The sequence below is a fragment of the Streptomyces sp. NPDC001070 genome, assembly GCF_053598835.1.
On sequence record NZ_JBSFLB010000016.1, the window covers coordinates 1 to 25,734 of the forward strand.

Annotated in this window: 22 protein-coding genes, 1 rRNA gene and 1 pseudogene; 18 read left to right on the forward strand and 6 right to left on the reverse strand. The window is 72.0% G+C overall.

From position 1 onward, the window contains the following. The 4 genes from rrf to ACWDAS_RS20280 form a co-directional block, all read left to right on the forward strand. Window positions 1–92, forward strand: a 5S ribosomal RNA gene (gene rrf, locus ACWDAS_RS20265); the annotation flags it as partial. A gap of 265 nt (window positions 93–357) precedes the next feature. Continuing rightward, a complete protein-coding gene (locus ACWDAS_RS20270) occupies window positions 358–1,005 on the forward strand; it encodes an HAD family hydrolase (RefSeq protein WP_450392594.1) in 648 nt (215 codons plus the stop codon). 43 nt (window positions 1,006–1,048) lie between these two features. Further along, complete coding sequence (locus ACWDAS_RS20275) at window positions 1,049–2,281, forward strand: MFS transporter (RefSeq protein ID WP_450392596.1); 1,233 nt, start codon at window positions 1,049–1,051, stop codon at window positions 2,279–2,281. Then, the gene (locus tag ACWDAS_RS20280) at window positions 2,232–3,407 is read left to right on the forward strand and encodes an acetoin utilization protein AcuC (RefSeq protein WP_450392599.1); all 1,176 of its coding nucleotides are present in this window, start codon (window positions 2,232–2,234) and stop codon (window positions 3,405–3,407) included. Before ACWDAS_RS20275 ends, ACWDAS_RS20280 begins: the two co-directional genes overlap by 50 nt. Window positions 3,408–3,654: 247 nt before the next feature. Here ACWDAS_RS20280 and ACWDAS_RS20285 read toward each other — a convergent pair whose 3' ends face one another. Further along, complete coding sequence (locus tag ACWDAS_RS20285; RefSeq protein WP_450392602.1) at window positions 3,655–5,208, reverse strand: GMC family oxidoreductase; 1,554 nt, start codon at window positions 5,206–5,208, stop codon at window positions 3,655–3,657. A gap of 145 nt (window positions 5,209–5,353) precedes the next feature. Here ACWDAS_RS20285 and ACWDAS_RS20290 point away from each other — a divergent pair, with 145 nt between their 5' ends. The 5 genes from ACWDAS_RS20290 (at window position 5,354) to ACWDAS_RS20310 (ending at window position 9,187) form a co-directional block, all read left to right on the forward strand. Continuing rightward, window positions 5,354–6,169 carry a phosphatase gene (locus ACWDAS_RS20290; protein WP_450392604.1) on the forward strand — a complete coding sequence of 272 codons (816 nt, stop codon included), beginning with the start codon at window positions 5,354–5,356 and terminating at the stop codon, window positions 6,167–6,169. 128 nt (window positions 6,170–6,297) lie between these two features. Further along, a complete protein-coding gene (locus tag ACWDAS_RS20295) occupies window positions 6,298–6,510 on the forward strand; it encodes a helix-turn-helix domain-containing protein (RefSeq protein WP_018558718.1) in 213 nt (70 codons plus the stop codon). A gap of 107 nt (window positions 6,511–6,617) precedes the next feature. Then, window positions 6,618–6,716 (forward strand): 30S ribosomal protein bS22, encoded by a 99-nt coding sequence (locus ACWDAS_RS20300; RefSeq protein WP_003948845.1) that lies wholly within the window; start codon window positions 6,618–6,620, stop codon window positions 6,714–6,716. Between the two features lie 238 nt (window positions 6,717–6,954). Beyond that, window positions 6,955–7,998 (forward strand): NAD-dependent epimerase/dehydratase family protein, encoded by a 1,044-nt coding sequence (locus ACWDAS_RS20305; protein WP_450392607.1) that lies wholly within the window; start codon window positions 6,955–6,957, stop codon window positions 7,996–7,998. 34 nt (window positions 7,999–8,032) lie between these two features. Next, complete coding sequence (locus tag ACWDAS_RS20310) at window positions 8,033–9,187, forward strand: lysophospholipid acyltransferase family protein (protein ID WP_450392610.1); 1,155 nt, start codon at window positions 8,033–8,035, stop codon at window positions 9,185–9,187. Window positions 9,188–9,295: 108 nt separating this feature from the next. Here ACWDAS_RS20310 and ACWDAS_RS20315 read toward each other — a convergent pair whose 3' ends face one another. From ACWDAS_RS20315 to ACWDAS_RS20325, 3 genes are all read right to left on the reverse strand, one after another. Next, entirely contained in the window at window positions 9,296–10,489 is a 1,194-nt protein-coding gene (locus tag ACWDAS_RS20315) for a DUF5667 domain-containing protein (protein ID WP_450392613.1), read from the reverse strand. A gap of 216 nt (window positions 10,490–10,705) precedes the next feature. Further along, window positions 10,706–11,500 (reverse strand): ECF subfamily RNA polymerase sigma factor, BldN family, encoded by a 795-nt coding sequence (locus ACWDAS_RS20320; RefSeq protein ID WP_450392616.1) that lies wholly within the window; start codon window positions 11,498–11,500, stop codon window positions 10,706–10,708. 307 nt (window positions 11,501–11,807) lie between these two features. After that, complete coding sequence (locus ACWDAS_RS20325) at window positions 11,808–12,728, reverse strand: HAD family hydrolase (protein WP_450392619.1); 921 nt, start codon at window positions 12,726–12,728, stop codon at window positions 11,808–11,810. A 109-nt stretch (window positions 12,729–12,837) separates the two neighbouring features. Here ACWDAS_RS20325 and ACWDAS_RS20330 point away from each other — a divergent pair, with 109 nt between their 5' ends. From ACWDAS_RS20330 to ACWDAS_RS20365, 8 genes are all read left to right on the forward strand, one after another. Further along, window positions 12,838–13,134 carry a glutaredoxin family protein gene (locus ACWDAS_RS20330; protein ID WP_450392622.1) on the forward strand — a complete coding sequence of 99 codons (297 nt, stop codon included), beginning with the start codon at window positions 12,838–12,840 and terminating at the stop codon, window positions 13,132–13,134. Window positions 13,135–13,227: 93 nt separating this feature from the next. Further along, a complete protein-coding gene (locus ACWDAS_RS20335; RefSeq protein WP_450392624.1) occupies window positions 13,228–13,950 on the forward strand; it encodes a 3'-5' exonuclease in 723 nt (240 codons plus the stop codon). A 131-nt stretch (window positions 13,951–14,081) separates the two neighbouring features. Beyond that, window positions 14,082–14,852: a redox-sensing transcriptional repressor Rex gene (locus tag ACWDAS_RS20340; RefSeq protein ID WP_450392627.1), complete on the forward strand. Its 771-nt coding sequence runs from the start codon at window positions 14,082–14,084 to the stop codon at window positions 14,850–14,852. Beyond that, the gene (locus ACWDAS_RS20345) at window positions 14,849–16,273 is read left to right on the forward strand and encodes a glutamyl-tRNA reductase (protein WP_450392630.1); all 1,425 of its coding nucleotides are present in this window, start codon (window positions 14,849–14,851) and stop codon (window positions 16,271–16,273) included. The genes ACWDAS_RS20340 and ACWDAS_RS20345 overlap by 4 nt, the downstream gene beginning before the upstream one ends. Then, entirely contained in the window at window positions 16,270–17,238 is a 969-nt protein-coding gene (gene hemC / locus ACWDAS_RS20350; RefSeq protein ID WP_450392633.1) for a hydroxymethylbilane synthase, read from the forward strand. Before ACWDAS_RS20345 ends, hemC begins: the two co-directional genes overlap by 4 nt. Further along, window positions 17,235–18,947: a uroporphyrinogen-III synthase gene (locus ACWDAS_RS20355; RefSeq protein ID WP_450392636.1), complete on the forward strand. Its 1,713-nt coding sequence runs from the start codon at window positions 17,235–17,237 to the stop codon at window positions 18,945–18,947. Before hemC ends, ACWDAS_RS20355 begins: the two co-directional genes overlap by 4 nt. 153 nt (window positions 18,948–19,100) lie before the next feature. Continuing rightward, window positions 19,101–20,096 (forward strand): porphobilinogen synthase, encoded by a 996-nt coding sequence (gene hemB, locus ACWDAS_RS20360; protein WP_450393018.1) that lies wholly within the window; start codon window positions 19,101–19,103, stop codon window positions 20,094–20,096. A 509-nt stretch (window positions 20,097–20,605) separates the two neighbouring features. Next, window positions 20,606–20,992 (forward strand): hypothetical protein, encoded by a 387-nt coding sequence (locus tag ACWDAS_RS20365; RefSeq protein ID WP_450393050.1) that lies wholly within the window; start codon window positions 20,606–20,608, stop codon window positions 20,990–20,992. 88 nt (window positions 20,993–21,080) lie between these two features. Here the strand turns inward: ACWDAS_RS20365 and ACWDAS_RS20370 are convergent. Continuing rightward, window positions 21,081–21,878, reverse strand: a pseudogene (locus tag ACWDAS_RS20370) (DUF4253 domain-containing protein); the annotation flags it as partial. Window positions 21,879–21,970: 92 nt separating this feature from the next. Next, on the reverse strand, window positions 21,971–23,716 hold the full coding sequence (argS, locus tag ACWDAS_RS20375; protein WP_450392639.1) for an arginine--tRNA ligase: 1,746 nt from the start codon (window positions 23,714–23,716) through the stop codon (window positions 21,971–21,973). 128 nt (window positions 23,717–23,844) lie between these two features. Between argS and lysS the strand changes: the two genes are divergently transcribed. Then, window positions 23,845–25,515: a lysine--tRNA ligase gene (lysS, locus tag ACWDAS_RS20380; RefSeq protein ID WP_450392641.1), complete on the forward strand. Its 1,671-nt coding sequence runs from the start codon at window positions 23,845–23,847 to the stop codon at window positions 25,513–25,515. The last annotated feature ends 219 nt before the right edge of the window (window positions 25,516–25,734 follow it).

A 25,734-nucleotide genomic window follows, 5' to 3' on the forward strand; every position in this document is an offset into this window, starting at 1 on the left:
CGCCCGGTTACATTTCGAACCCGGAAGCTAAGCCTTTCAGCGCCGATGGTACTGCAGGGGGGACCCTGTGGGAGAGTAGGACGCCGCCGAACAATTATTAGCCTCAATCCCCGAGTCTCGACTCGGGGATTGAGGCTTTTTCGCGTTCACGTGACGGTGACTGCCCCGGGGCACCGGCCCAGTTGACGGGGTGTCGGTAGCCGGAGCCCTCGTACGTGTCGCCGTCGTGGGCCCAACCGCCGACGCGGGCACGGCCGTTCACGGAGATGGCGCCGGCGGGTGCGGCGGGGTGCGGCGGTGGCGGACGGGCGGATTCAGCCGGGACCGGCGGATCGGGCGCCCGACTACAGTGGGGCGGTGCGCTACGACCTGGTCATCTTCGACAACGACGGCGTGCTCGTGGACAGCGAGCCGATCGCCAATCGCATCCTGGCGGGACTGCTGACGGAGCTGGGACACCCCACCACGTACGAGGAGTCGATCCGCGACTACATGGGCTCGGCGATGCACCGCGTCCACGATCTGGTGGCGGAGCGCACGGGGCGGCGGCTGCCGGAGGACTTCGACGCCACGTACTACGCGCGGGTCTTCGACGGCTTCCGGCGCGAGCTGGAGCCGGTGCCGGGTGTGACGACGGTGCTGGAGAAGCTGGCGGCGGACGGCGTTCCGTACTGCGTGGCTTCCTCGGGCAGCCATGAGCGGATCCGGGTGGCGCTGCGCAAGACGGGTCTGTACGGGCACTTCGGCGAGGAGCGGATCTTCAGCGCTCAGGACGTGGGGCGCGGCAAGCCGGCGCCCGACCTGTTCCTGCACGCGGCGCGCACCTTGGGTGTGGCGCCGGAGCGGTGCGCCGTGGTGGAGGACAGTCCGCTCGGGGTGCGGGCCGCGGTGGCGGCGGGGATGGACGCGTACGGCTTCACGGCGATGACGCCGGCGGAGAAGCTGGCGGGCGCGCGGGAGCTGTTCGCGGAGATGGCGGAGCTGCCCGGAAAACTCTTCGTGTGATCGATCTACCCGTCCGTAGCCTTCGGCCCTACGCTGCTCGCTCATGGAGGGGATCGACGGCGGATTGCGTCATGGACGGGCCTCGCTGGCCGTCAGTTTCTTCGCGCAGGGTGCTGCCTTCGCGCTGCTGGTGACCCGGATTCCGGCCCTGCAGGATCGGTACGGCATCAGTGACGCGCTGCTGCCCGTGTTCCTGGCGGCGGTACCCGTCCTGGCGGGTGCCGGCAGCGTCGCCACCGAGTACCTGGTGAAACGGGTGCGCCCGAGCGTGGTGCTGCGCTGGGTGCAGCCAGTGGTGTGCCTGGCGCTGCTGGGGGCCGGCGCCGGGGACGCGCTGTGGCAGCTGGCGGCGGCGCTGGCCGTGTTCGGGATATGCGTCGGTGCCCTGGACGCGTCGATGAACATGCTCGGCGTGAGCCTGCAGCGTGCGTACGGGCGCAGCATCATGCTGGGCTTCCACGCCGCGTACAGCCTCGGCGGGATCCTGGGGGCGTCGCTGGCGTGGACGGGGGCGCACTGGCATCTGTCGCTGGCGGTGCTGTACGGGCCGGTGGTGGCGGTGCTGATCCCGCTGACGCTGGGGGGCAGCCGCTGGTACGTGGACCAGAAGGGGGACGCCCAGGGCGGGCGGGACGCCCGGGACTCCCCGGCCGCGGCCCCCGTGGCGATGCGGCTGCTGCTGCCGCTCTGCCTGGTGATGTCGTTCGCTTACATCGGCGACTCGACGGTCTCCAACTGGAGCGCGAAGTACCTGCAGGACGTGCTCGGCAGTTCCGAGCAGCTGGCGACCGTTCCGTACAACGTGTACATGGTCACCACCCTCCTGGGCCGTTCGGTCGGCGACCTGGGCGTGCGGCGCTTCGGGGCGGCGCCGGTGGTGCGGGCCGGCGCGCTGGTGGCGGCGGCGGGCTTCGCGGTGGTCGCGGTCGCGCCGGGCGCGTGGGTGGGGATGGCGGGCTTCACGCTGCTGGGCCTGGGGCTGTGCGTGATCGTGCCGCAGACCTTCGCGGCGGCCGGGCGGCTCTTCCCCGGCTCGTCGGACACGGCGATCGCGCGGCTCAACATCTTCAACTACGTGGGTTTCCTGGTCGGCTCCCCGCTGGTGGGCGCGCTCGGCGACGCCTGGAGCTACCGGGGGGCGATGCTGGTGCCGATGCTGCTGGTGTCGGCGACGCTGCTGTACGCCCGCTCGTTCGGGGCGGAGCCCGCCCGATACGGTGTCGACCATGAGCGGCCGCGCACAGCTGATGTGGGACGAGCAGGTAACGGGCTATGACTTCGGCCCCGGGCACCCGATGGACCCGGTGCGGCTCGCACTGACCATGGGGCTGGTCCGGGCCTTCGGGCTGGACCGTGCGGTGAAGGTCGCCGCCGCACCCGCGGCCGGCGACTCGACGTTGCGGCTGGTGCACGACGCGGAGTACGTGGCGGCGGTGCGGCGCGCCTCGGCCGATCCCAAGGGCATGACGGAGTTGGCGTACGGCCTCGGTACGGAGGACACCCCGGCCTTCCAGGGCATGCACGAGGTCTCCGCGCTGATCGCCGGCCAGTCGGTCGGCGCGGCCGAGGCGGTGTGGCGCGGCGAGGTGACGCACGCGGTGAACTTCGCGGGCGGGCTGCACCACGCGATGCCCGGCATGGCTTCGGGCTTCTGCGTCTACAACGACGCCGCGCTGGCCGTGGCCCGGCTGCTGGAGCTGGGCGCGGAGCGGGTGGCGTACGTGGACGTGGACGTGCACCACGGGGACGGCGTCCAGGCGGCCTTCTGGGACGACCCGCGGGTGCTGACGATCTCGCTGCACGAGCATCCCCGCACCCTCTTCCCGCAGACCGGCTGGCCGGAGGAGACCGGGGGGCCGGCCGCGGAGGGCGGCGCGGTGAACCTGGCGCTGCCCGCGGGCACCGGGGACGAGGGCTGGCTGCGGGCCTTCGACGCGGTGGTGCCGGAGCTGATCGCGGCCTTCCGGCCGCAGGTGCTGGTGACGCAGCACGGCGCGGACACGCACTTCGAGGATCCGCTGGCGCACCTCGCGGTGAGCGTGGACGCGCAGCGGGCGGTGGCGGAGGCGCTGCACGGCCTGGCCCACGAGCACACCGAGGGCCGCTGGCTGGCCCTGGGCGGGGGCGGCTACGCGGTGGTGGACGTCGTGCCGCGGACCTGGACGCACCTGGTGGCGATCGCGGCGGGACAGCCCGTGCGGCCCGAGGCGGAGACGCCCGACGAGTGGCGGGCGGAGGTGTACCGCCGGACGCGGCAGATGGGGCCGCTGCGCATGACGGACGGGCGGGACGCGGCGTTCACCGGGTTCCACGACGCGGGGTACGACCCGGCGGACCGGCTGGACCAGGCGATCCTGGCGACGCGCCGGGCGGTGTTCCCGCTGCACGGTCTGCTGCCCTAGGGCCCGTCGTGACATTGGCTCCCCCGGCTTCGCCGGGAGGTGGCACCACCGCCCGAAGGGCGGGCCTCGCGCGCCCCGCGACTCCGCCGGCTCCGCTCGGAGTCCGCAGGTGCGGTGCATCGCAAGGCGGAGAGTCGTCCTTGCCGTGGGCTGCTCGGACGATTCGGCAACGCAGCGTGGGGGTTCCCCGGCCGAAGGCTGGGGGAGGGAATGTGACGGCAGGCTCGGGGCACGGCGCCGCGGCAGGTCACGCGCCGGCGCGCAGGAGCTCCGCCGCCCGTTCGGCGACGGCGTAGACCGTGGCGTTGGTGTTGGCCGAGACCAGGCTCGGCATGACCGAGGCGTCGGCGACACGGAGGCCGTCCACGCCGCGCACCCGCAGGGCGGGGTCGACGACGGCGTGCGCGTCGGTGCCGATTCGGCAGGTTCCGGCGTAGTGGCTGTAGGAGCGCAGGTTGCGGCAGAGGTAGGCACGAAGGGCCGTTTCGCCGTCGACGTCCGGGCCGGGCAGGAACTCCTCGGCGCGCCAGTGCGCGAGCGCGGGGGCGGCGGCGATCTCCCGCGCCGCGCGCAGTCCCCGCACCATGGCGTCGAGGTCGCGGATGTCGGCGTAGTAGCGGGGGTCGATGAGCGGGGGTGCGCCGGGGGCGGTGCCGGAGAGGCGGACGGTTCCGTGGCTCCAGGGCGCCATGAGGGCGACCGTGATCGTCCAGCCCTCACCGGTCGCGGGCCCCGGCAGGCTCTCCTCGCGCACCGGGACGTCGACGAACTGCAACTGCACGTCGGGGCCCGCCGCGTCGGGGTGGGTGCGGATCAGCCCCTGGACCTCGCCGTGGTTGTTGGTGCCGGGCGGGACGGGACGGGCGGCGCGGTGGACGACGCCGGAGATCACGTGGTCCAGCAGATGGGAGCCGACCCCGGGCAGGTGCACGGCGGTGGGGATGTCCCAGCGGCGCAGGTGGTTGCGGGGGCCGATGCCGGAGAGCATCAGCAACTGCGGGGTGCCGACCGCTCCGGCGGCCAGGACGACCTGCCCCGACGGGGAGCGGCGCGCGGTGCGCACCTCGCCGTCCACGCCGTACTCCACGCCCGTGCAGCGGTCGCCGTCCAGGAGGACCCGGTGTGCGAGCGCGCCGGTCACGACGTGGAGGCCGGGCCGGTGCAGTGACGGGCGCAGGTAGGCCGTGGCGGCGTCCTGCCGGACGCCGTCGGCGATGCTGAGGTCGCCCCAGCCGAACCCCTCCTCCAGGCCGCCGGCGAGGTCGTGTGCCTCGCGGTGCCCGGTCTCGACCGCGGCGCGCAGGAAGTCCCGGGCGACCGGGTGGCGGTCGACGGCGGGGCCTACCCGCAGCGGGCCGTCCATGCCGCGCAGTGCCGGGTCGCGGTCCGCGACGCCGGTGAGGTTCTCGCTGCGCCGGAAGCAGGGGAGGAGGTCCTCCCAGCCCCAGCCTTCGGCGCCGGCGGCGGTCCAGGCGTCGTAGCCGGAGCGGTGGCCGCGCAGGAAGTTCATCGCGTTGATCGCCGAGCTGCCGCCCAGGCCACGGCCGCGGGGCCACGGCACGGCGAGGCCGGTCTCGGTCTGCGGCACGGTGCGGTCCGCCCAGTCCAGGCAGGTGCCGAGCAGGCCTGGCCAGGCCGGGGGGAGGGCCACGGCCGGCGGGCGGTCGGCTCCACCCGCCTCCAGGAGCAGTACGCGGGCCGCCTCGTCCTGGGAGAGGCGGGCGGCGAGCACACATCCCGCGGATCCGGCTCCGACGACGATGTAGTCGAACCGGCTCTCGTCCGGGAAGGTGTCGGCCACGGGGAACCACCCATCGCTTTCACGCGGTACATCCGCATTGTACGTAGGCGGCCGCGGGGTGCTGCCGAACCGAACGGCCGCCCCCGGGAGTGACGTTCGCGCCGTTTCGGCACGTGAGGGGGGTGTCAGGGGACACGATCGGCGGGTGCTGAGTGTTGCCGCGCTGCGCGCGCATCTGGTGGGGGCGGGGATCGCGGGGGTCGTGGCGACACCGCGGGAGAAGAGTCTGCGCAGTTATCGGCTGTTCGTGGCGGGCGATCCGCGGCAGACGCTGGGGCTGGAGCCGGTGCGGCCCTGGACGCAGTCCGGTCTCTTGCGGTTGATGGCTGATCGATGTGGGGTTTCGCCTGACCCGGGGCACATCTCCGGGCAGGATGTGATCGACCCGGACCGCACCCTCGCGGGACTCGAGGCCTTCGCCGTCCGGCTGGGCCAGGCCGCGCAGCACAGGGAGCCCGTGCTCATCGGTACTGGTCACCCGCATCGCCTGCTCGGCTTCTACGCCGGATTGGCGGCCGCCCTGTCGGCGGCGGGATGTCCCGTCCTCACCCCATCGCATGGCCGATGTATCGACATGACGACGCAATTCGGCCTACGCACGCACAACCTCTGGTACGTAGGGGGCGTCGCGACGGTCCGGGATGCGCCGGGTGAGGGCGCCCGTGGTGCGCCGGCGGTACACACGCACTCCCCGCTCCCGGTTCGGGCCGCCCTGGCCGGTGCGGCAGGACGCGGGGGACTGCTGCCGAGCCTCGTGGTGGGAGACCACGGCTGGGTCTGCGGAGCAGGTCAGCTGGGCATCGAGGCCATCGGGCTGGCGGATTCGGACGACCCCGCGGTTTTCGTGGCCGAGGCGGAGGGCAGGGTCTCGGTCGTGGTTCCGCTTGATGACGCTGTGCGGTCCGATTACTACCGACCGCTTACGCGCTATGTACTCAATCGAGCGTGTCTGTCACAGTAGTCAACCGATCGCTACTCCTCTTCCCCACTTGCATCACCCGCACCTAATCTGGGGAGGAGCGCACGTGCGAGAGGGAGTCACCGGAGGGGAAGCCGGTGCCCGTCATGTGCGGAAGGTTCAGGTGTGTCATGGCTTCAAGCGAGAGGCCTCTCAACGAGGTCGTGTTCCTGACCGTGGCAGAGGTCGCCGCGGTGATGCGAGTGTCCAAGATGACCGTGTACCGGCTGGTGCACAGCGGTCATCTGCCGGCGATCCGGGTGGGGAGGTCCTTCCGGGTGCCGGAGCAGGCCGTCCATGACTATCTTCGTGAGTCCTACGTGGGGGTGGGAGAAACTGCCTGACGACTGCCTCGGTTTATGCTCGGCGCTTCCGGGCGGGTAGGCTTGGCCGACGTAGGTCGTGTGGGCTCGGACGCCCCGCACCGAGTGAAAACGAAGCGAGGGTAGTCGTGGGCTCTGTCATCAAGAAGCGGCGCAAGCGTATGGCCAAGAAGAAGCACCGCAAGCTGCTGAAGCGGACGCGTGTGCAGCGTCGCAACAAGAAGTAAGCGAGCTACGCGTCGCACTTTCGCTGCCCTCCCGCCCCCACGGATCCGTGGGGGCGGGAGGGCAGCGGCGTTCCCGGGACGGGGTAGGCGCGGAAGGCGGCGCCCCGGGTGGCCCGGTTGGCCCACGGAGTGACCGGCGAGTGGGCCGCCTTGACGATGCTCGTACGTTCGAGCGTCATCACGGCGCAACATCGAACCGATACGGTGCGTACATGCGGTGCGAGGGAAGGCGCTGATCTTGGGCAAAGTGGTGCTCGTGACGGGAGTCGCCCGCCAGCTCGGCGGCCGGCTGGTGCGGCGTGTGATGCGCGACCCCGATGTCGACCGGGTGATCGGAGTCGACGCCATGGCGCCCGGGCACCACCTGGGCGGGGCGGAGTTCGTCCGTGCCGACATCAGGCACCCGATGATCGCGAAGGTGCTCGCGGAGCACTCGGTGGACACCGTCGTCCACATGGACGTCAGCGGCACGCTGCCGGGCCGCAGCAGCCGGACGGCGGTCAAGGAGACCAATGTCATCGGCACGATGCAGCTGCTCGGTGCCTGCCAGAAGGCTCCGACGGTGCGCCGTCTGGTGGTGAAGTCCACGACCAGCGTGTACGGCTCCGCGCCCCGCGATCCTGCGGTCTTCACCGAGTCCATGCCGCCCAAGTCGCTGCCCAGCGGGGGCTTCGCCAAGGACGCGGTCGAAGTCGAGGGATACGTACGCGGCTTCGCACGCCGTCGCCCGGACGTTGCCGTATCGGTTCTGCGGTTCGCCAACATCCTGGGCCCGCGGGCCGACACCCCGCTGGCGGAGTACTTCGCGCTGCCGGTGCTGCCGACCGTGCTGGGCTACGACCCCCGGCTGCAGTTCGTCCACGAGGACGACGTCATCGACGTCCTGATGCTGGCCCTGCGGGACGAGCGCAACGGAACGATCAACAGCGGCACGTTCAACATCGCCGGTGACGGGGTACTCCTGCTGTCGCAGAGCGCGCGACGGCTCGGGAAGCCCACGGTGCCGGTGCTGTTGCCCGCCGTCACCTGGGTGGGGCAGATGCTGCGCACCGCCGGCGTCACCGACTTCTCGCGCGAGCAGATCCGGCTGCTCACCCATGGCAGGGTGGTGGACACCACGCAGATGCGCGAGACTCTCGGCTTCACCCCGAAGTACACCACTGCCGAGACCTTCAGCGACTTCGCCCGCAGTCGCGGCCCCGGTCTGCTTCCGCCCGAAAGGCTCGCCACCGCCGTCGACCGGCTCGCCGCGCTGGTCCCCGCGGGCAGCCCCGAGAACTGAGCTCGTGAGCACTCCTGCGAGGAGGAATCGCACCATGGCGGACGCCAAGGTCATCCCGTTCGACGAGGACACGCGGACGCGGAGGGGGGCACCGCGGTCGCGCGGTCGGGCCGCGGCCCGCAAGCCGGGCGGCGACACCGGGAACGCCGTGGCCGCGCTGCCCGTGGAGGAGCGGACCGTACGCGCCGCGGAGGAGGCGGTCGGCGCCGAGGACGTCGTGACGGCGTCTGCGGGCACCGAGGACGACCGTGGTGCCGGTGGGACGCCCGAGGGCACCACGGCGCGGGCGGGCATCCCGGGCGGCCCGCTGGTCGCCGCCCTCGGCTCCGCCGCCGACCGGCTGCTGGGCGGCCCGTGGGAGCGCCGGGTGGCGCACGGGCTGGCGTTCCTGCGCCGCCGGGTCACCGGCGACTACGAGGTCGACGACTTCGGCTACGACGAGGAGCTCACCGACCAGGTGCTCATGTCGCTGCTGCGGCCGCTGTACGAGTCGTACTTCCGGGTCGAGGTGAAGGGCATCGAGAACATCCCGGCCGAGGGCGGCGCCCTGGTGGTGGCCAACCACTCCGGGACGCTGCCGATGGACGGGCTGATGATGCAGGTCGCCGTCCACGACCACCACCCGGCGGGGCGGCATCTGCGGTTGCTGGCCGCGGACCTGGTGTTCGTGCTGCCGCTCGTCAACGAGCTGGCAAGGAAGGCCGGGCACACCCTGGCCTGCGCGGAGGACGCCCAGTTGCTGCTCGAACGCGGCGAGGTCGTCGGTGTGATGCCCGAGGGCTTCAAGGGGCTCGGGAAGCCCTTCTCCGAGCGGTACAAGCTGCAGCGCTTCGGGCGGGGCGGTTTCGTCGCGACCGCGCTCAAGACCGGGGTGCCGATCGTCCCGTGCTCCATCGTGGGCGCGGAGGAGATCTATCCGATGATCGGCAACGCGAAGACGGTGGCACGGCTGCTGGGCTTCCCGTACTTCCCGATGACCCCGACCTTCCCGTGGCTGGGGCCGCTGGGGATGGTGCCGCTGCCGACGAAGTGGACGATCCAGTTCGGCGAGCCGATCCCGACGGACGGTTACGCGCCGGAGGCGGCGGAGGACCCGATGCTGGTCTTCAACCTGACCGACCAGGTGCGCGAGACCATCCAGCACACCCTCTACAAGCTGCTGGTGCAGCGCCGCTCGGTCTTCTTCTGAGCCGGCCCGGCCCGACCGACCGGGCGACCGGGTCGGTCGGGTCGTCCGAGCAGAGCACGGCCGTGGGCCGGGGCATGGCGCCCCGGCCCACGGCCGTGCTGTCCGCGCTCAGTTGTGGCTGTCGTCCTCGGCGTTGAGCCCGAGGCCGGGGAGCAGCCCTGGCAGCAGCGGCGGGAGCGTGACGGACGGCTGGGTGCCGTCGGTACCGCCGGAGGTACTGCCCGTCGGCGAGGGGTCGAGCAGATCGCCTGTGCCGCCGATGAGGCCGTTCTCGGAACCGCGGGACGCCGACGGGCTGGCATTGTCGCCGCCGCGCTCGTCGGCCGAGCCGCTCGCGGAGCCGCTGATCGAGGGCGAGGGCCCCCGGGTGCCGCTCGCGGAGCGGTCGCCGCTGCCGGTCCTGCCCCGTCCGTCGCCGTGGCCGGAGCCGGTGGAGGGCGGCAGCAGCTTCTGCAGCGGGGCCACTTCGTCCTCTATGGCGTCGAAGACGGAGGTGACCTTGTTGCCGACGTCGTTGAGCCGGGAGGGCAGCCGGCCGCGCAGCTCCGTCCAGCCCTTGCGGTGGCTGCTGGAGAACGCGGAGAGCGTCTCGATCGGCTGCAGCGATCCGTCCCTGCGGTACGCGGCGGCGAGCAGCCGGTGGCCCTCCGAGGCCTCCTGCTGCATGCCCGACAGGGCCTTGCGGATCTCGCCTACGGACTCGTCGTCGAGCTCGCCGCCCCGGCCGCGCTCCATGAGGCGACGGGCCTCCTGGAGCCGGGTGGAGGCGAGGTCGAGGTAGACCTTGCCTCGGTCGGCGTCGTCGTCGGCGAGGTTGAGACGCATGTCCTCCATGCCCCGTTTGAGGCCGTAGAGGGTGTCGCCGGGCAGTGCGTTCGTGCTCGCGGCGGCGACCCCGCCGAGGGCACCGGCCGCCACGCCCACGGAGAGGCCGCCGGCGGCGAGCCTGCGCGACCACGCGGAGCGTGGCCTGAGTTTGCCGAGACCGCGGCCGCCGGCGCGGTGTGCGCCCCGGCCGCCGTCACGCTGTCCGGGAACCGTCAGGGTGCCGTCGGCGAGGGCGGCCTCCATGGCGGCGATCAACTGGGCACGCTGGACCGTCTTGGTCTCCGGATCCAGCGTCGGCCGCGGCACGTCCTGCAGGGCGTCGGCCAGGACCAGGAGCCTTCCCTGGTCCGGATCCGCATGCCGGTCCGCGGCGTGGGCGCCGTGCTGCACGCCGGCGCCCGTCTGGGGGCCTTCGCCCTCGAGGGCGTCGGCGAAGGCGTTAGCCCGCCGGTGCGCCGTTGGATTCGCGATCACGGGCGGCACCTCCTCTCGTCATCCACCTCGACTCCCCGTAGTGCCTTCAAGGTTGTGCACCTTGAGCCTTTCCACCCGATCGAGTGATCGGAAGCGGGCAGGGCACGGCATTGGGGGGTCCGCATGTGATGCAACGAGTGCCGCCCGACTTGGGTTACGCGGTCATGATGATCGGACCGTGGAGGCAGTCGCAAGATGAAGATCCATCCATCGCGCTCATCGCGCGTCGTCGGGAAGCAGCCGGGCGAGGGTCCGTACGGCCCGGTACTGCAGGGTCTTGATCGCGCCTTCGTTCTTTCCCATGATGCGGGCCGTCTCCGCCACCGAGAGCCCCTGCAGGAAGCGCAGGGTCACGCACTCCTGCTGCTGGGGGTTGAGCTTGCGGACGGCCTTGAGCAGTGACTCGTTGGACAGCGCCTCCAGGACGCAGTCCTCCGGGCTCGGCTCGACCTCGTTGGCGTCGAGCATCTCCCCGGTGGTCACCTCCAGCCGGAAGCGGCTGGACTTGAAGTGGTCGGCCACCAGGTTGCGCGCGATGGTGACCAGCCAGGCGCCGAAGTCGCGGCCCTGCCAGGTGAAGGTGCCGATGCGGCGCAGGGCGCGCAGAAAGGTCTCACTGGTGAGGTCCTCGGCGGTCGCCTTGCCCCCGACCCGGTAGTAGATGTAGCGGTAGACCGTGTCGGAGTAGTGGTCGTAGAGGCGCCCGAAGGCCTCGGTCTCGCCGGCCTGGGCGCGTTCGACCAGGTCCATCATGCGCCCGCTGTCGCTGTCGGCCGCGGGGCGGCGCGCGGCGGCGCCCGTGGGCCGGTCGGCCTGCGAGGTGCTGCGGGTCCGTCTGCTGACCGTGGCCCGGCCGTCGGCCAGCGCGTAGGCGCGGCCGGCGGGCGCTGCCGCTGTGGCGAGTGCGTGGACGGGCACGGCGTACGCGGGGACGACGCGCAGCAGGTGCTCAGCCACCAGTGCGCGCAGCGTAGCCAGGCCAGAGGCGTCAACCCCGGTGTGTGGGTACACGGGACTCCCAGAGGCAGAACTTCCATCACGTGCAGTACGGAACCGTTCACCCGTCGTAGGGACGTGTGGGTACCGGCTTGCGTCTGAGGAGAATAACGCTTCGTACAGGCGACGCTACACCGAGTTGCTGAAATCGTCGGTTCCGCCCACTCTCTGGCGGAATGATGATCGAGCAATTATCGAACATCGAAACGGTGTTGACCACATTGCGTCGTGAAATGCTCGCGTGGAGAGCGTGTTGTGGCTGTGTGGCTCACTGTGAACTGACGGGGCGCCAGAGGGGGACCCGGGCGTGTCGCCCGTGCCCCTAGCGACGGCGGCGTTGCAGGGCCATCGCGGCGGCCGCGCCGCCCGCCACGGCGCCCACGCCGGCGGCCGCCGGGATGCCGATCTTCGCCGCCTTGCGGCCCGTACGGTAATCGCGCAGCCGCCAGCCCTTTTCGCGCGCGTGTTTGCGCAGACGGCTATCAGGATTGATCGCATATGGATGTCCGACGAGCGACAGCATCGGGATGTCGTTCGACGAATCGCTGTACGCGGCGCAGCGAGAGAGTTCGAGTCCCTCGGCCGCGGCGAGCGCCTTGACGGCCTCGGCCTTGGACGGGCCGTGCAGCGGCTCGCCCACCAGCCGGCCGGTGTAGACGCCGTCGAGGTGCTCGGCGACGGTGCCGAGGGCGCCGGTGAGGCCGAGCCTGCGGGCGATGATCGTGGCGGTCTCGACCGGCGCGGCGGTCACCAGCCAGACCCGCTGCCCGGCGTCCAGGTGGGCCTGGGCGAGCGCGCGGGTGCCGGGCCAGATCTTGTCCGCCATGTACTCGTCGTAGATCTCCTCGCCGATCGACATGAGCTCCTCGACGCGGTGCCCCTTGATGATCGTGAGCGCGCTCTCCCGCACTTCCTGCATGTGCTCGGGGTCCTCGGACCCGGCGATCCGGAAGTACGCCTGCTGCCACGCGAAGCGCGCGAGGTCGCGGCTCTGGAAGAACTTCCGCTTGTACAGGCCGCGTCCGAAGTGGAAGATCGCGGCACCCTGCATCACGGTGTTGTCCAGGTCGAAGAAGGCGGCCGCGCGCGGATCGCCGACCACCGGGAACTCGGGGGCGCCCGCCCCGTCGTCCGTCTTCTCCGCGGGTGCCGCGAGCGCGGCCTCCGCCGCGGCCTCGCCGGCCAGCACGCTGCGCGCAGTGGCGGAGCGCTTACGGGGGGTGAGCCATCGCAGAGCGGCCATGGGGCGAGCATAGCCAGTCCGTTGGGCACTTCCGGTGCTCCGATGGAGCAGGTGAATGAACTCCTCGCGACGAGGGTGTTACTGCGCGCCAGGAGTTGACGGAGGCAGAATGGCCGGCATGAGCCCCCTGTTCGGACGCGATGCCCGTAATGCCCCGAAAAATCCAGCCGATCGGACGGTCACGCTGATCGCCAAGCCCGGCTGTCACCTGTGCGACGACGCACGGACCGTGATCCGCAAGGTCGTCGGAGAGCTCGGCGCGCGGTTCGAGGAGATGGACATCACTCGGGACGAGGAGCTGCACCGCATGTACTGGGAGCAGATTCCGGTCGTCCTCATCGACGGGGAACAGCACACCTTCTGGCGTGTCGACGAGGGCCGGCTGCGCCGCGGTCTGGGCGCCTGAGACCGCTGGTGCGACAGGTGGGCGATTTGCGCGTGTTCCTCTGGACGCGGGTGCTCGTTTACCATCAAGGCGTTTTGTGTGCAGCGGGGGTGCGTGAGTAAGGACGGTGACTGCGTGCTCCCGGGCAGGCTTCTGGCGCGCGGCGGCTACGCCGTGGTCGACGTGGAGGCCACCGGTTCCAGTTCGCGGCGCCACCGGGTGGTCGAGCTGGCCGTGGTGCTGCTCGACGGCGACTTCGAGCCGGAGGGCGAGTTCTCCACCCTCGTCGACCCCGAGGGGCCGGTCGGTCCCACCCACATCCACGGCATCGAGTCCCGCCATGTGGAGGCGGCCGGCGCGCCGCTGTTCGGGCAGATCGCCCCGAGGCTGCTGGGGCTGCTGCGCGGCCGGGTGCTGGTGGGGCACAACGTCGGCTGCGACCGCGCGTTCCTGGCCGCCGAGTACGGCCGGCTCGGGGTGGCGTTCCCCGCCGTGCCCGAGCTGTGCACGATGCGGATGGCCGCGCTGCGCGAGCCCGCACCGGGCGGGCTGAGCCTGCTGGCGTGCGCCGAGGCGGCCGGGCTGGCCGGCTGGACCGCGCACACGGCGCTGGGGGACGCGCGCACGACGGCCCGGCTGTTCGCCTCGTACGTCCAGGACCACCCGCACGGCCCCGCGCAGGCCGAGCGGGCGCTGGCACGTGCGGAGGGCGTCGAATGGCCGCACCTGGCGGGAGCGGACGCCCTGTGGGTGGGGCGGCGGGGCGCCGACCGCGCGCCCGCGCGGAACGTTCCGTCGCAGCAGATGGTTTCTTATGTCCCCAATGGGGGTGCGTGATGCCGGTCACTTCCCCGGGGCAAATCGGACACCATCTTTGTGCACGCGTTCACAAAGACATAGCCTGGCGTGCACGGGGCGGTCCCAATGACGGGTGCCGCCCGCAGCCCAGCTCTACCCGCAGGAGCATCGTGGCAACTGGCCGAACTCACCGACCGGCGACCCGCAGCCGAGGGATTCCCGAGGCCACCGTCGCCAGGCTCCCGCTGTACCTGCGGGCCCTGACCGCGCTCTCCGAGCGCTCGGTGCCCACGGTGTCGTCGGAGGAACTCGCGGCGGCCGCCGGAGTGAACTCCGCCAAGCTCCGCAAGGACTTCTCCTACCTCGGCTCGTACGGGACCCGCGGTGTCGGCTACGACGTCGAGTACCTCGTGTACCAGATCTCCCGTGAGCTGGGCCTCACGCAGGACTGGCCGGTCGTGATCGTCGGAATGGGAAACCTCGGCGCCGCGCTCGCCAACTACGGCGGCTTCGCCTCCCGCGGTTTCCGCATCGCCGCGCTCATCGACGCGGACGCACAGCTCACCGGCCGGCCCATCGCCGGCCTGCCCGTGCGGCACGCGGACGAGCTGGAGGACATCGTCCAGGACAACCACGTGTCGATCGGTGTGATCACCACGCCGGCCGGGGCCGCCCAGGAGGTCTGCGACCGCCTGGTGGGCGCCGGGGTCACCTCGATCCTCAACTTCGCCCCGACCGTGCTGACCGTCCCCGACGGGGTCGACGTCCGCAAGGTCGACCTCTCCATCGAGCTGCAGATCCTCGCCTTCCACGAGCAGCGGAAGGCCGGCGAGGAGCTGGAGGGCAGCCTCGCGGCGCCCCCGGTGGCGGCCAAGGCGGTCCGCGACGGCGGCCGTCGTCCCGGACCTGACGGGGACGTCCCCGCCGTGATGCCGGCATGAGCCTTCTCGTCGTCGGGCTGAGCCACCGCACCGCCCCCGTCAGCGTCCTGGAGCGGGCGACGCTGGGCGAGGACACCAAGAGCAAGCTGCTGCTGGACGTACTGGCCGCCGAGCCCGCCAGCGAGGCCGCGGTGCTGTCCACCTGCAACCGCATCGAGCTGTACGCGGACGTCGACAAGTTCCACGCCGGGGTCGCGGAGCTGTCCACCCTGCTCGCCCAGCACAGCGGTGTCGGCCTCGACGAGCTGACCCCGCACCTGTACGTGCACTACGAGGACCGGGCCGTCCACCACCTGTTCTCGGTCGCCTGCGGCCTGGACTCCATGGTCGTCGGCGAGGGCCAGATCCTCGGCCAGCTCAAGGACACCCTGGGCCTCGGCCAGGAGCTGCACACCGCGGGCCGCTCCCTGAACGACCTGTTCCAGCAGGCCCTGCGGGTCGGCAAGCGCGCCCACTCCGAGACCGGGATCGACCGGGCCGGGCAGTCGCTGGTCACCTTCGGCCTGGAGCAGATGGCGCAGGCCGTCGGCGGTGCCCCCTTCGAGGAGTGGGGCAAGGGCAAGCGCGCCCTGGTCGTCGGCGCCGGCTCGATGAGCTCGCTCGCCGCGACCACCCTCGCCCGCGCGGGGGCCGGCGAGATCGTGGTCGTCAACCGGACGTACGAGCGCGCCCAGCGCCTCGCCGAGAGCGTCGGCGGCCGCGCCGCGTCCATGGACGACCTGGCGGGCGAGCTGGCCTACGCCGACATCGTCGTCTCCTGCACCGGGGCGACCGGACTGGTGCTCGGCGCCGACACCGTCGCCCGTGCCACGCTCTCCCGGGCCCTGCGCTCCGACGGCGAGCCCGTCGCGCCCATCGGGATGCTCGACCTGGCCCTGCCGCGCGACATCGACCCGCTGGTGCACTCGCTGGACGGCGCCCACGTCACCGACCTGGAGACCATCGCCGCGGCCGCCGCCGACGCCCCGATGGCCGCCGACGTCGACGAGGTGCGAAAGATCGTTTCCGCTGAGGTGGCCGCCTTCGGCGCCGCCCAGCGCGCCGCGCACATCACGCCGACCGTCGTCGCCCTGCGCGCCATGGCCGCCGATGTCGTCGCCTCCGAGCTGACCCGCCTCGACGGGCGCCTCCCCGACCTGGACGAACGGCAGCGCGCGGAGGTCACCCAGACCGTGCGCCGCGTCGTCGACAAGCTCCTGCACGCGCCTACTGTGCGGGTCAAGCAGCTCGCGGGCGAGCCCGGCGGCGCCGGGTACGCTGACGCGCTGCGCGAACTGTTCGACCTGGACCCCCAGGCGGTCGCCGCGGTCAGCAGGGCCGACTCACCGGGCACGCCGGTGATCCCCCCCGCTGCCACGGCCGCCTCGCCGGCTGCGTCGGCTGCTTCAGCAACGAGTGACTCGAATCGAGGGCGGGCATGACGAGCCCAACCGCACTGAAACTGGGAACCCGGCGCAGCGCGCTGGCGATGGCCCAGTCCGGCATGGTCGCCGACCAGGTCCGCCGGCTCACCGGCCGCGACGTGGAGCTGGTGGAGATCACGACCTACGGCGACGTCTCGCGCGAGCACCTGGCGCAGATCGGCGGCACCGGCGTCTTCGTCTCCGCGCTGCGCGACGCGCTGCTCGGGGGCGAGATCGACTTCGCCGTCCACTCCCTCAAGGACCTGCCGACCGCAGACCCCGAGGGCCTGACCCTCGCCGCGATCCCGCTCCGCGAGGACCCGCGCGACGTGCTGATCGCGCGCGACGGCCTCACCTTCGAGCAGCTGGCCGCCTCCCCGCGGGGCGCCCGCGTCGGCACCGGCTCGCCGCGCCGCATGGCGCAGCTCAACGCCTGGGCCCGCTCGATGGGGGTGCGGATCGAGACCGTGCCGATCCGTGGCAATGTCGACACGCGCATCGGATATGTTGCCTCAGGCGACCTCGACGCCGTCGTCCTCGCCGCCGCCGGACTCAGCCGGCTGGGCCGCCTCGCGGAGGCCACCGAGCTGATCTCCTCCGACGTCGTGCTGCCCGCTCCCGGACAGGGGGCGCTGGCCGTCGAGTGCTCTGCGGACAACGCAGGGCTCGCCTCCGTGCTCGCCGAGCTCGACGACCCGTTCACCCGGGCCGCCGTGACCGCCGAGCGCGCACTGCTCGCCGCCCTGGAGGCCGGCTGCTCCGCGCCCGTGGGCGCGCTGGCCGACCCCGTCGCGGACGGGCACATCACCGAGCTGCGCCTGCGCGGTGTCGTCGGGACCACCGACGGCTCCACGCTGGTGCAGATGTCCATCACCGGTCCGACCCCCGCATCCCGGGACGAAGCCGTGGCCCTCGGCCGCGAACTCGCCGACGAGATGCTCGCCAAGGGCGCGGCCGGTCTTATGGGGGAGCGCGCACTTTGAGCCCCACCGCCGCCGCAGCGACCAACACCACCGCAGCCGACACCGGCGCCGGGCCGGCGGGCCCGGCCGGACGGCCCGGAACCGCGGGCGACGCCGGCACCGCCGGTACACCGCGTTCCGTCCTCGGGCACGTCACCTTCCTCGGTGCCGGGCCCGGTGATCCCGGGCTGCTGACCCTGCGCGCCGTCGAGGCGCTCGCCCACGCCGATGTCCTGGTCGGCGACCAGCACGTGCTGGACGTCGTACGAACGCACGCCCGGCCGGGCGTGGACACGGCGCAGCCGGGCGGAGCCGACGAGGAGTTGAGTCCTTCGGCCGCCGCGGCAAAGCTTTTCACGGCCTCCGCGCGCACCGGCAAGCGGGTCGTCCGTGCGATCGCCGGCGACCCCGGACTGGACCCCGCGGCCGCCGCCGAGATGCTCGCCTGCGCACAGGCCGGCATCCCCTTCGAGGTCGTGCCGGGCGTCGCCGCGGCCGTGGGCGTGCCCGCGTACGCCGGCGTGCCGCTCAGCGGCGACGTGCGGTTCGTGGACGCCCCGACCGCGTCCGGGCGCTGCTGGAGCGAGGCGGGCGCGAGCGACGCGACCCTCGTCGTCTCCACCACCCTTCAGACCGTCGCCGCGAACGCGGCGGAGCTGGTCTCCGCCGGCCGCAAGCCCGACACGCCGCTGACCGTCACGGTCGCCGGCACGACGACCCGGCAGCGCACGTGGACCGCCACGCTGTCGACGATCGCGGCCGAGCTGAAGGCGACCAAGGCGCTGCCCACCCCGGAGGGCCCGATCGCGGCGATAGCCGTGGTCGGCGAGCCGACCACGCAGCGCGAACTGCTCTCCTGGTTCGAGACCAAGCCGCTGTTCGGCTGGAAGGTGCTCGTCCCGCGCACCAAGGAGCAGGCCGCGTCCCTCTCCGACCAGTTGCGGTCCTACGGTGCCGTGCCGTACGAGGTGCCCACGATCGCGGTGGAACCGCCGCGCACCCCGCAGCAGATGGAGCGCGCGGTGAAGGGCCTCGTCACCGGCCGGTACGAGTGGATCGCCTTCACCTCGGTGAACGCGGTCAAGGCCGTCCGCGAGAAGTTCGAGGAGTACGGGCTCGACGCGCGTGCCTTCGCCGGGATAAAGGTCGCGGCGGTGGGCGAGCAGACGGCCCGGGCGCTGGTGGAGTTCGGCGTGAAGCCGGACCTCGTGCCGAGCGGCGAGCAGTCGGCCGCGGGCCTGCTGGAGGACTGGCCGCCGTACGACCCCGTCTTCGACCCGATCGACCGGGTCTTCCTGCCGCGGGCCGACATCGCCACGGAGACGCTGGTGGCGGGACTCGTGGAGCTCGGCTGGGAGGTCGACGACGTGACCGCCTACCGGACCGTGCGGGCGTCGCCGCCGCCGGCGGAGACGCGGGAGGCGATCAAGGGCGGCGGGTTCGACGCGGTGCTGTTCACGTCGAGCAGCACGGTGCGGAACCTGGTCGGCATCGCCGGGAAGCCGCACAACGTCACCGTGATCGCCTGCATCGGGCCGGCGACCGCCAAGACGGCGGAGGAGCACGGACTGCGGGTGGACGTCATGGCGCCGGAGCCGTCCGTGCACGCGCTGGCGCAGGCGCTGGCGGACTTCGGTGTCCGGCGGCGTGAGGCGGCGATCGCGGCGGGCGACCCCGTGACGCGGCCCAGCGAGCGCCGCCCCGGCTCGCGGCGCCGGGCCCGGGTCTGACGGGACCTGCTGCCGATCGTCGCGCCCCCGGCCCCTGATGGGGTCGGGGGCGCGTCGTTGTACGGGCCGACATCCGGTCGGCATGTGCACGGTCCGGGCGGGCGTACCGTGGACGCGGAAGCGCGCGGCGACGGAGAGAGGTGCGGCACGGTGGTGGGCGGAAGCGGATACGGTCAGTTCCCCGGTACGAGGCCGCGCCGGCTGCGTACGACGCCCGCGATGCGCCGGCTCGTCGCGGAGACGCGGCTGCACCCCGCCGAGCTGATTCTCCCGGTCTTCGTGCGCGAGGGCATCGACGAGCCCGTGCCGATCTCCTCCATGCCCGGCGTCGTCCAGCACACCCGTGACACCCTCCGCAAGGCCGCCGTCGAGGCGGCCGCGGCGGGCGTGGGCGGGATCATGCTCTTCGGCGTGCCGCTGGACGAGAAGAAGGACGCCGTGGGGACGCCCGGCACGGACCCCGACGGGATCCTGCAGGTGGCGATCCGCGACGTCGTCAGCGAGGTCGGCGACGCCCTGGTGGTCATGTCCGACCTGTGCCTGGACGAGCACACCGACCACGGCCACTGCGGCGTGCTGGACGCCGAGGGCCGGGTGGACAACGACGCGACGCTGGAGCGGTACGCCGAGATGGCCCGTGTCCAGGCCGAGGCCGGCGTCCACGTGGTGGGCCCGAGCGGCATGATGGACGGCCAGGTCGGGGTGATCCGGGGTGCGTTGGACGCCGCCGGGCACCAGGACGTGTCCGTGCTGGCCTACACGGCGAAGTACGCCTCGGCGTTCTACGGGCCGTTCCGTGAGGCGGTGGGGTCGTCGCTGAAGGGCGACCGCAAGACGTACCAGCAGGACCCGGCCAATCTTCGGGAGTCGATGCGCGAGCTGGCGCTGGACATCGCCGAGGGCGCCGACATGGTGATGGTGAAGCCCGCGCTGCCGTACCTGGACGTGGTGACGAAGGTCGCCGAGTCGGTGGACGTGCCGGTGGCGGCGTACCAGATCAGCGGTGAGTACGCGATGGTCGAGGCGGCCGTCGAGCGCGGCTGGATCGACCGGGACCGGGCGATCATGGAGACCCTGACCTCGATCCGGCGTGCGGGTGCGCAGCTGATCCTGACGTACTGGGCCACGGAGGTCGCGCGCGGCCTCTGACGGTGCCGTCCGCGACGAACGGGCGCGCGGGGCACGCGAGTACGTTCAACGCCGCCGCCGTCGGCGGGAGGGCCGGGACGCCCCGCCTGATCCGGTGCCGGACCCCGCCGCGGGGTTCCCGCCCGTATGCCGCGGACCACGGGGAGCGGTCCGGTCACCCCCGCGGATCGACGGGATGACGGTTCGGCAGGTGAGGCGACGGCCGGTGGCCGCCGGCGGGACGAGATCGGCGGCAGAGGAGTGATCATGCGCCCCGGGCCTGCAGCCGGGGCGGTGAGCTGCCGAAGGACAGGGGGCGGGTGATCTTCCCGCCCGTACGCCCGCCTGCCTTCAGATGATCGCGCGCGAGACGCCGATACGGAGTCCCCGGTTCCGGGCTTTCCGGCATTTCATTACATCAAGTGTCTTTGGTGGCGATCCGGACTTAACGGCTGATGTCGGTGGGAAATCATCAGCAAGTCCACAGCAGGCGGAGGCACAAGGGCCTCCGCCGTGAAAGGAGAACCGCGATGCGGATTCCCCGATTCGCCGCCGCGCTGGGTGTCGCGGCCGCCGTCCTGCTGGGCGGCGCCGGTGCGGCCAGCGCCGCAGCGCCGCCACCGGCGGCGACGTCGCACGCCAACCAGGCGACGAACGACCGAGGCGGCGAATTCCGGTATGGCGGTGACCGTGACCGGGGCGACGAGTTCCGGTATGGCGGTGACCGTGACCGGGACGACGAGTTCCGGTATGGCGGTGACCGTGACCGGGGCGACGAGTTCCGCCGTGACCACGGTCGCGACGGCCGCTGGTACCACCGGCACGGCCGCCACCACCACCGCTGGTACCACCGCCACCACCGTCACCACTGGGGTCACGGCCACCACCGCTGGGACGAGCGGCACTACCGCCGCTGAGCTTCCCTGACCGGGCCGTCTCGGGGGTGTCCTTCCACCGCGGGGAAGGACACCCGCACCTGCGGGCCGGGGCCTGGTCCCACCAGAAGGACCAGCAGGCCGTGTCCATCGGGGACTTGGCGTAGTCGCGGAGCGAGCCGCAGCCCTGGGTGATGTTGTCCGGGCAGAACGCGAGATGCTCGGCCGCCACGGCCTCGGCCTCCTCGGGGGTGGCCGGGGGTGCGGCCACGGACAGGACGAGCATGTCGAAAGTGAGGGCCACGACCCGGACGCCGAAGCGGTCCTCCCAGGAGCGCAGGACGGCGCAGAGCCGGGCCACGTCGTTCTCGTGGTTGAGGGGCCCCGTCCAGCCCATGGCCGCGGGGACGTCGGCGCTGCGCCGGGCGGGAACGAGGGCTGCTCGGGGGGCCTTGAGCCATCCCGCCCCGACGACGGACGCGGCGACCTCGGCCGCCCTGGCGTCCGGGTCGGCCTCGAACTCCCGCGCGGGCGCGAGGCCGGGCCACGTCCTGCCGAAGGGGGCGACCAGGTCCGCGTCGTCCTCGTCGAAGTCCTCCCCGTCCGCGAAGCCCCAGGAATCGGCGAGGACCTCGTCGGCGTCGTGGTCGCCGGGGTAGGTCGTCGTCGCGGGGCTCAGCTCCCGGGTGGCGGGCATCGCGGGATCCATGGCGAGCAGCACCGGGTGCAGTCCCGCCGTCATCCGCGCCGGGAGGAGTCGCTCCCACGCGTCGGGCGCGGCGGGTCCGTCCGCGTGCCAGACCAGCGGTTCGGGCCAGGGGCCGTCGTCCGTCCCGTCCACGAGAGTGCCGGGCGGCAGGTCGAGGCCCAGGGACCGGCCCGTCGGGTCCTGGGCCGGCTTCGGGAGTTGGTGGGGGATCATCGCCATGGCCGTGAATCCAGGGGCGGCCACCGACAACGGCGGCCCCTGCGGGAGTGTTGACTCCCGCAGGGGCCGCCGTCGTGCGGACGCGGTGCCTCTCAGAGGCGCTCGGGGGTCCGGATGCCGAGCAGCGACATGCCCTGGCGCAGGGTGCGCGCGGTCAGGTCGCACAGGAAGAGGCGGTTCTCCCGCAGCTCGGGGGTCTCGGCCTTCAGGACCGGGCACTGGTCGTAGAAGGTGGTGTACGCCGAGGCCAGCGCGTACAGGTACGAGGCCAGCTTGTGCGGCTCGTACGTCTCCGAGACGGCCGCCAGGGTCTCCGCGAAGTCGTCCAGGAGCAGGCCGAGTGCCCGCTCGGCCGGGGCCAGCGGCAGCTCGGGGTGGGCGGACGGCTTCGCGTCGCCCGCCTTCCGCAGGATCGACTGGATGCGGGCGTACGCGTACTGCAGGTACACGCTGGTGTCGCCGTTGAGCGAGACCATGCGGTCGAGGTCGAAGACGTAGTCCCGGCCGAGCGAGGTCGACAGGTCGGCGTACTTGATCGCGCCGATGCCGACCTCCTTGGCCCGGTCGGCGACCTCCGCGTCCGTCAGCTCCGCGGACTTCTCCCGGATGACGGTCGCGGCCCGCTCCACGGCCTCGTCCAGCAGGTCGACCAGGCGGAACGACTCGCCGGACCGGGTCTTGTACGGCTTGCCGTCCTTGCCGAGCAGCGCGCCGAACGGGATGTGGAGCGCCTTGACCTCGTCGGTCAGCCAGCCGGCCCGCCTGGCGGTCTCGAAGACCATCTTGAAGTGCAGCGCCTGCCGGAAGTCCACGACGTACAGGAGGGTGTCGGCGTGCAGGTCGGCGGTGCGGTTGCGGATCGCGGAGAGGTCGGTCGCGGCGTAGCCGAAGCCGCCGTCGGCCTTCTGCACGATGAGCGGGACCGGCTCGCCGTCCTTGCCCTTGATGTCGTCGAAGAACACGCACAGCGCGCCGTTGGAGCGCACGGCGACGCCGGACTCCTCCAGCAGCTTGCAGGTCTCGACGAGCATGTCGTTGTAGCCGGACTCGCCGACGACGTCCTCGTCGCGGATCTCGATGTCGAGCTTGTCGTAGACCGAGTTGAAGTAGATCTTCGACTCGTCCACGAACCGCTGCCACATCGCCAGCGTCTCCGGCTCGCCCGCCTGCAGGTCCACGACCCGCTTGCGCGACCGGGTCTTGAAGTCGTCGTCGGCGTCGAAGACGGCGCGCGAGTCCTTGTAGAGCCGGTTGAGGCGGGACATGGACGCCTCGCCGGCCTCCTCGCCCGCGTCGGACGCGTCGTGGTCCAGCTCGTGCGGGTGCTCCACCAGGTACTGGATGAGCATGCCGAACTGGGTGCCCCAGTCGCCGATGTGGTGGCGCCGGATCACCGTCTCGCCCTCGAATTCGAGGATCTTGACCAGCGCGTCGCCGATCACGGAGGACCGCAGGTGGCCGACGTGCATCTCCTTGGCCACGTTCGGCTGCGCGTAGTCGATCACCGTGACGCCGGGTTCGGCCTTCGCGGGCACGCCGAGCCGGTCGTCGGCGCCCCGGGCGGCGAGCGTCCGGGTGATCGCGGCGTCGGCGACGGTGATGTTGAGGAAGCCGGGGCCCGACACCTCGATGGAGGAGATCAGCCCGTCGTCCGCCGGGAGGGCGGCCACGACCTCGGCGGCCAGTTCGCGCGGGTTCGCCTTGTTCCGCTTGGCGAGGCCGAGCACACCGTTGGCCTGGAAGTCGGCCCGGTCGCTACGTCGCAGCAGCGGGTCGGCACCGAGGGCGTCAGCGACGCGCTGCTGGATCGAGGCGGAAAGCGAGTTGACCGAGGCCATGGGATGGGTGCTTCCTGAGAGGGATCAGAGATCAACCCTCAGTATCCCACGCGCTACCACTCATTTTTCTCTGGGACAATTGCCGGGTACCGAGCTACCCGCTGCACTGGTGGAAGGAAGTCGAGACCGTGGCTCAGAGCACCGAGGCCGACTGGGTCGCCCGCTTCGCGGACGACGTCATCGCGGAAGCCGAGCGGCGGGCTCCGGGCAAGAAAATCATCGTCGCTTCCGGGATCAGCCCCTCCGGGCCGATCCACCTGGGCAACCTGCGCGAGATCATGGTCCCGCACCTGGTCGCGGACGAGATCAAGCGCCGCGGCGTGCCCTGCGAGCACATCCTGTCCTGGGACGACTTCGACCGCTACCGCAAGGTGCCGGCCGGCTACGACCCGTCGTACGCCGAGCACATCGGCAAGCCGCTGACCGCCGTCCCGGCGCCCGAGGGCAGCCCGTACGAGACCTGGTCGGACCACTTCAAGGCCCCGTTCCGCGAGGCGCTGGCGGCGCTCGGGGTCGAGGTCACCGAGATCAGCCAGACCGTCGAGTACACCTCCGGCACGTACCGCGAGCAGATCCTGCACGCGATGCGCGAGCGGCGGCGGATCGACGAGGTGCTGGGCCGCTACCGGACGAAGAAGAAGCCGGGCGGCGGCGAGGAGCAGGACGACGAGGAGGCCTCGCTCGAGCAGGCCCCCGAGTACTTCCCGTACAAGCCGTACTGCTCGGCCTGCGACAAGGACCTCACCACGGTCGTCGCCTACGACGACGACACCACCGAGCTCACCTACGAGTGCCAGGGCTGCGGCAACCGCGAGACCGTGCGGCTGAACGAGTTCGACCGCGGCAAGCTGGTCTGGAAGGTCGACTGGCCGATGCGCTGGGCCTTCAAGGGCGTGGACTTCGAGCCGTCCGGCGTCGACCACCAGTCACCCGGCTCCTCGTGGATGGTCGGCCAGCAGCTCGTGCGCGAGATCTTCGGCGCCGAGCCGCCCATCGGCCCGATGTACGCCTTCGTCGGCATCAGCGGCATGGCCAAGATGTCCAGCTCCAAGGGCGGCGTGCCCATCGCGGCCGACGCCCTGCAGATCATGGAGCCGCAGCTGCTGCGCTGGCTGTACGCCCGCCGCCGCCCGAACCAGGCGTTCAACATCTCCTTCGGCGACGAGATCTCCCGCACCTACGACGAGTGGGACGCGCTGGAGCGCAAGGTCGCCGAGGGCGCGGCGGCGCCGGTGGACCTCGCGGTGCACTCGCGGGCGGCGCGGACGGCGAGCGGGGATCTCCCGACCACCCCGCACAAGCTGCCGTTCCGCACCCTCGCCTCGGTCGTGGACATCACGACCGGCGACGAGGAGCAGACGCTGCGCATCCTGCGCGACTTCGACCAGGAGCAGCCGCTGGCCTCCCTGGACGAGGCCCGGCCGCGGCTGGACTGCGCCGAGCGCTGGGTCAACACCCACGTCGAGCCGGAGGCCCGTACCCGGGTGCGCACCGAGCCCGACACGGAGGCCCTGGCGGCACTGTCCGGCGAGGAGCGGGAGGCGCTGAAGCTGCTGGTCGACGGCCTGCCCGAGCACTGGTCGCTGGACGGGCTGACCACCCTGGTCTACGGCGTGCCGAAGATCCAGGCGGGCTTCGCGCCCGATGCCAAGCCGACTCCCGAGATGAAGGCCGCCCAGCGGTCCTTCTTCGCCCTGCTCTACCAGCTGCTGGTCGGCCGGGACACCGGGCCGCGGCTGCCCACGCTGCTGCTGGCGGTCGGTCAGGACCGCGTGCGGGAGCTGCTCGCGGCGAGCTGAGCCGGAGTCGGATGCGACGGCGGCGGGTGGCGATGCCACCCGCCGCCGTCGTCGTGCGGACCGGCGAATATTCGAACGCGACGGGCAACGCCGCGCGCTATGGTCGTCGGGCGCGGGGCGGCTCACGGTGCGCTTCCTTCTCTCACTTTCCCTGAACAGGGCATCGGCTCCCCGTCCCGCGTACGCAACCTGCGTCACCGGCCCGGCATGGGGACCGGG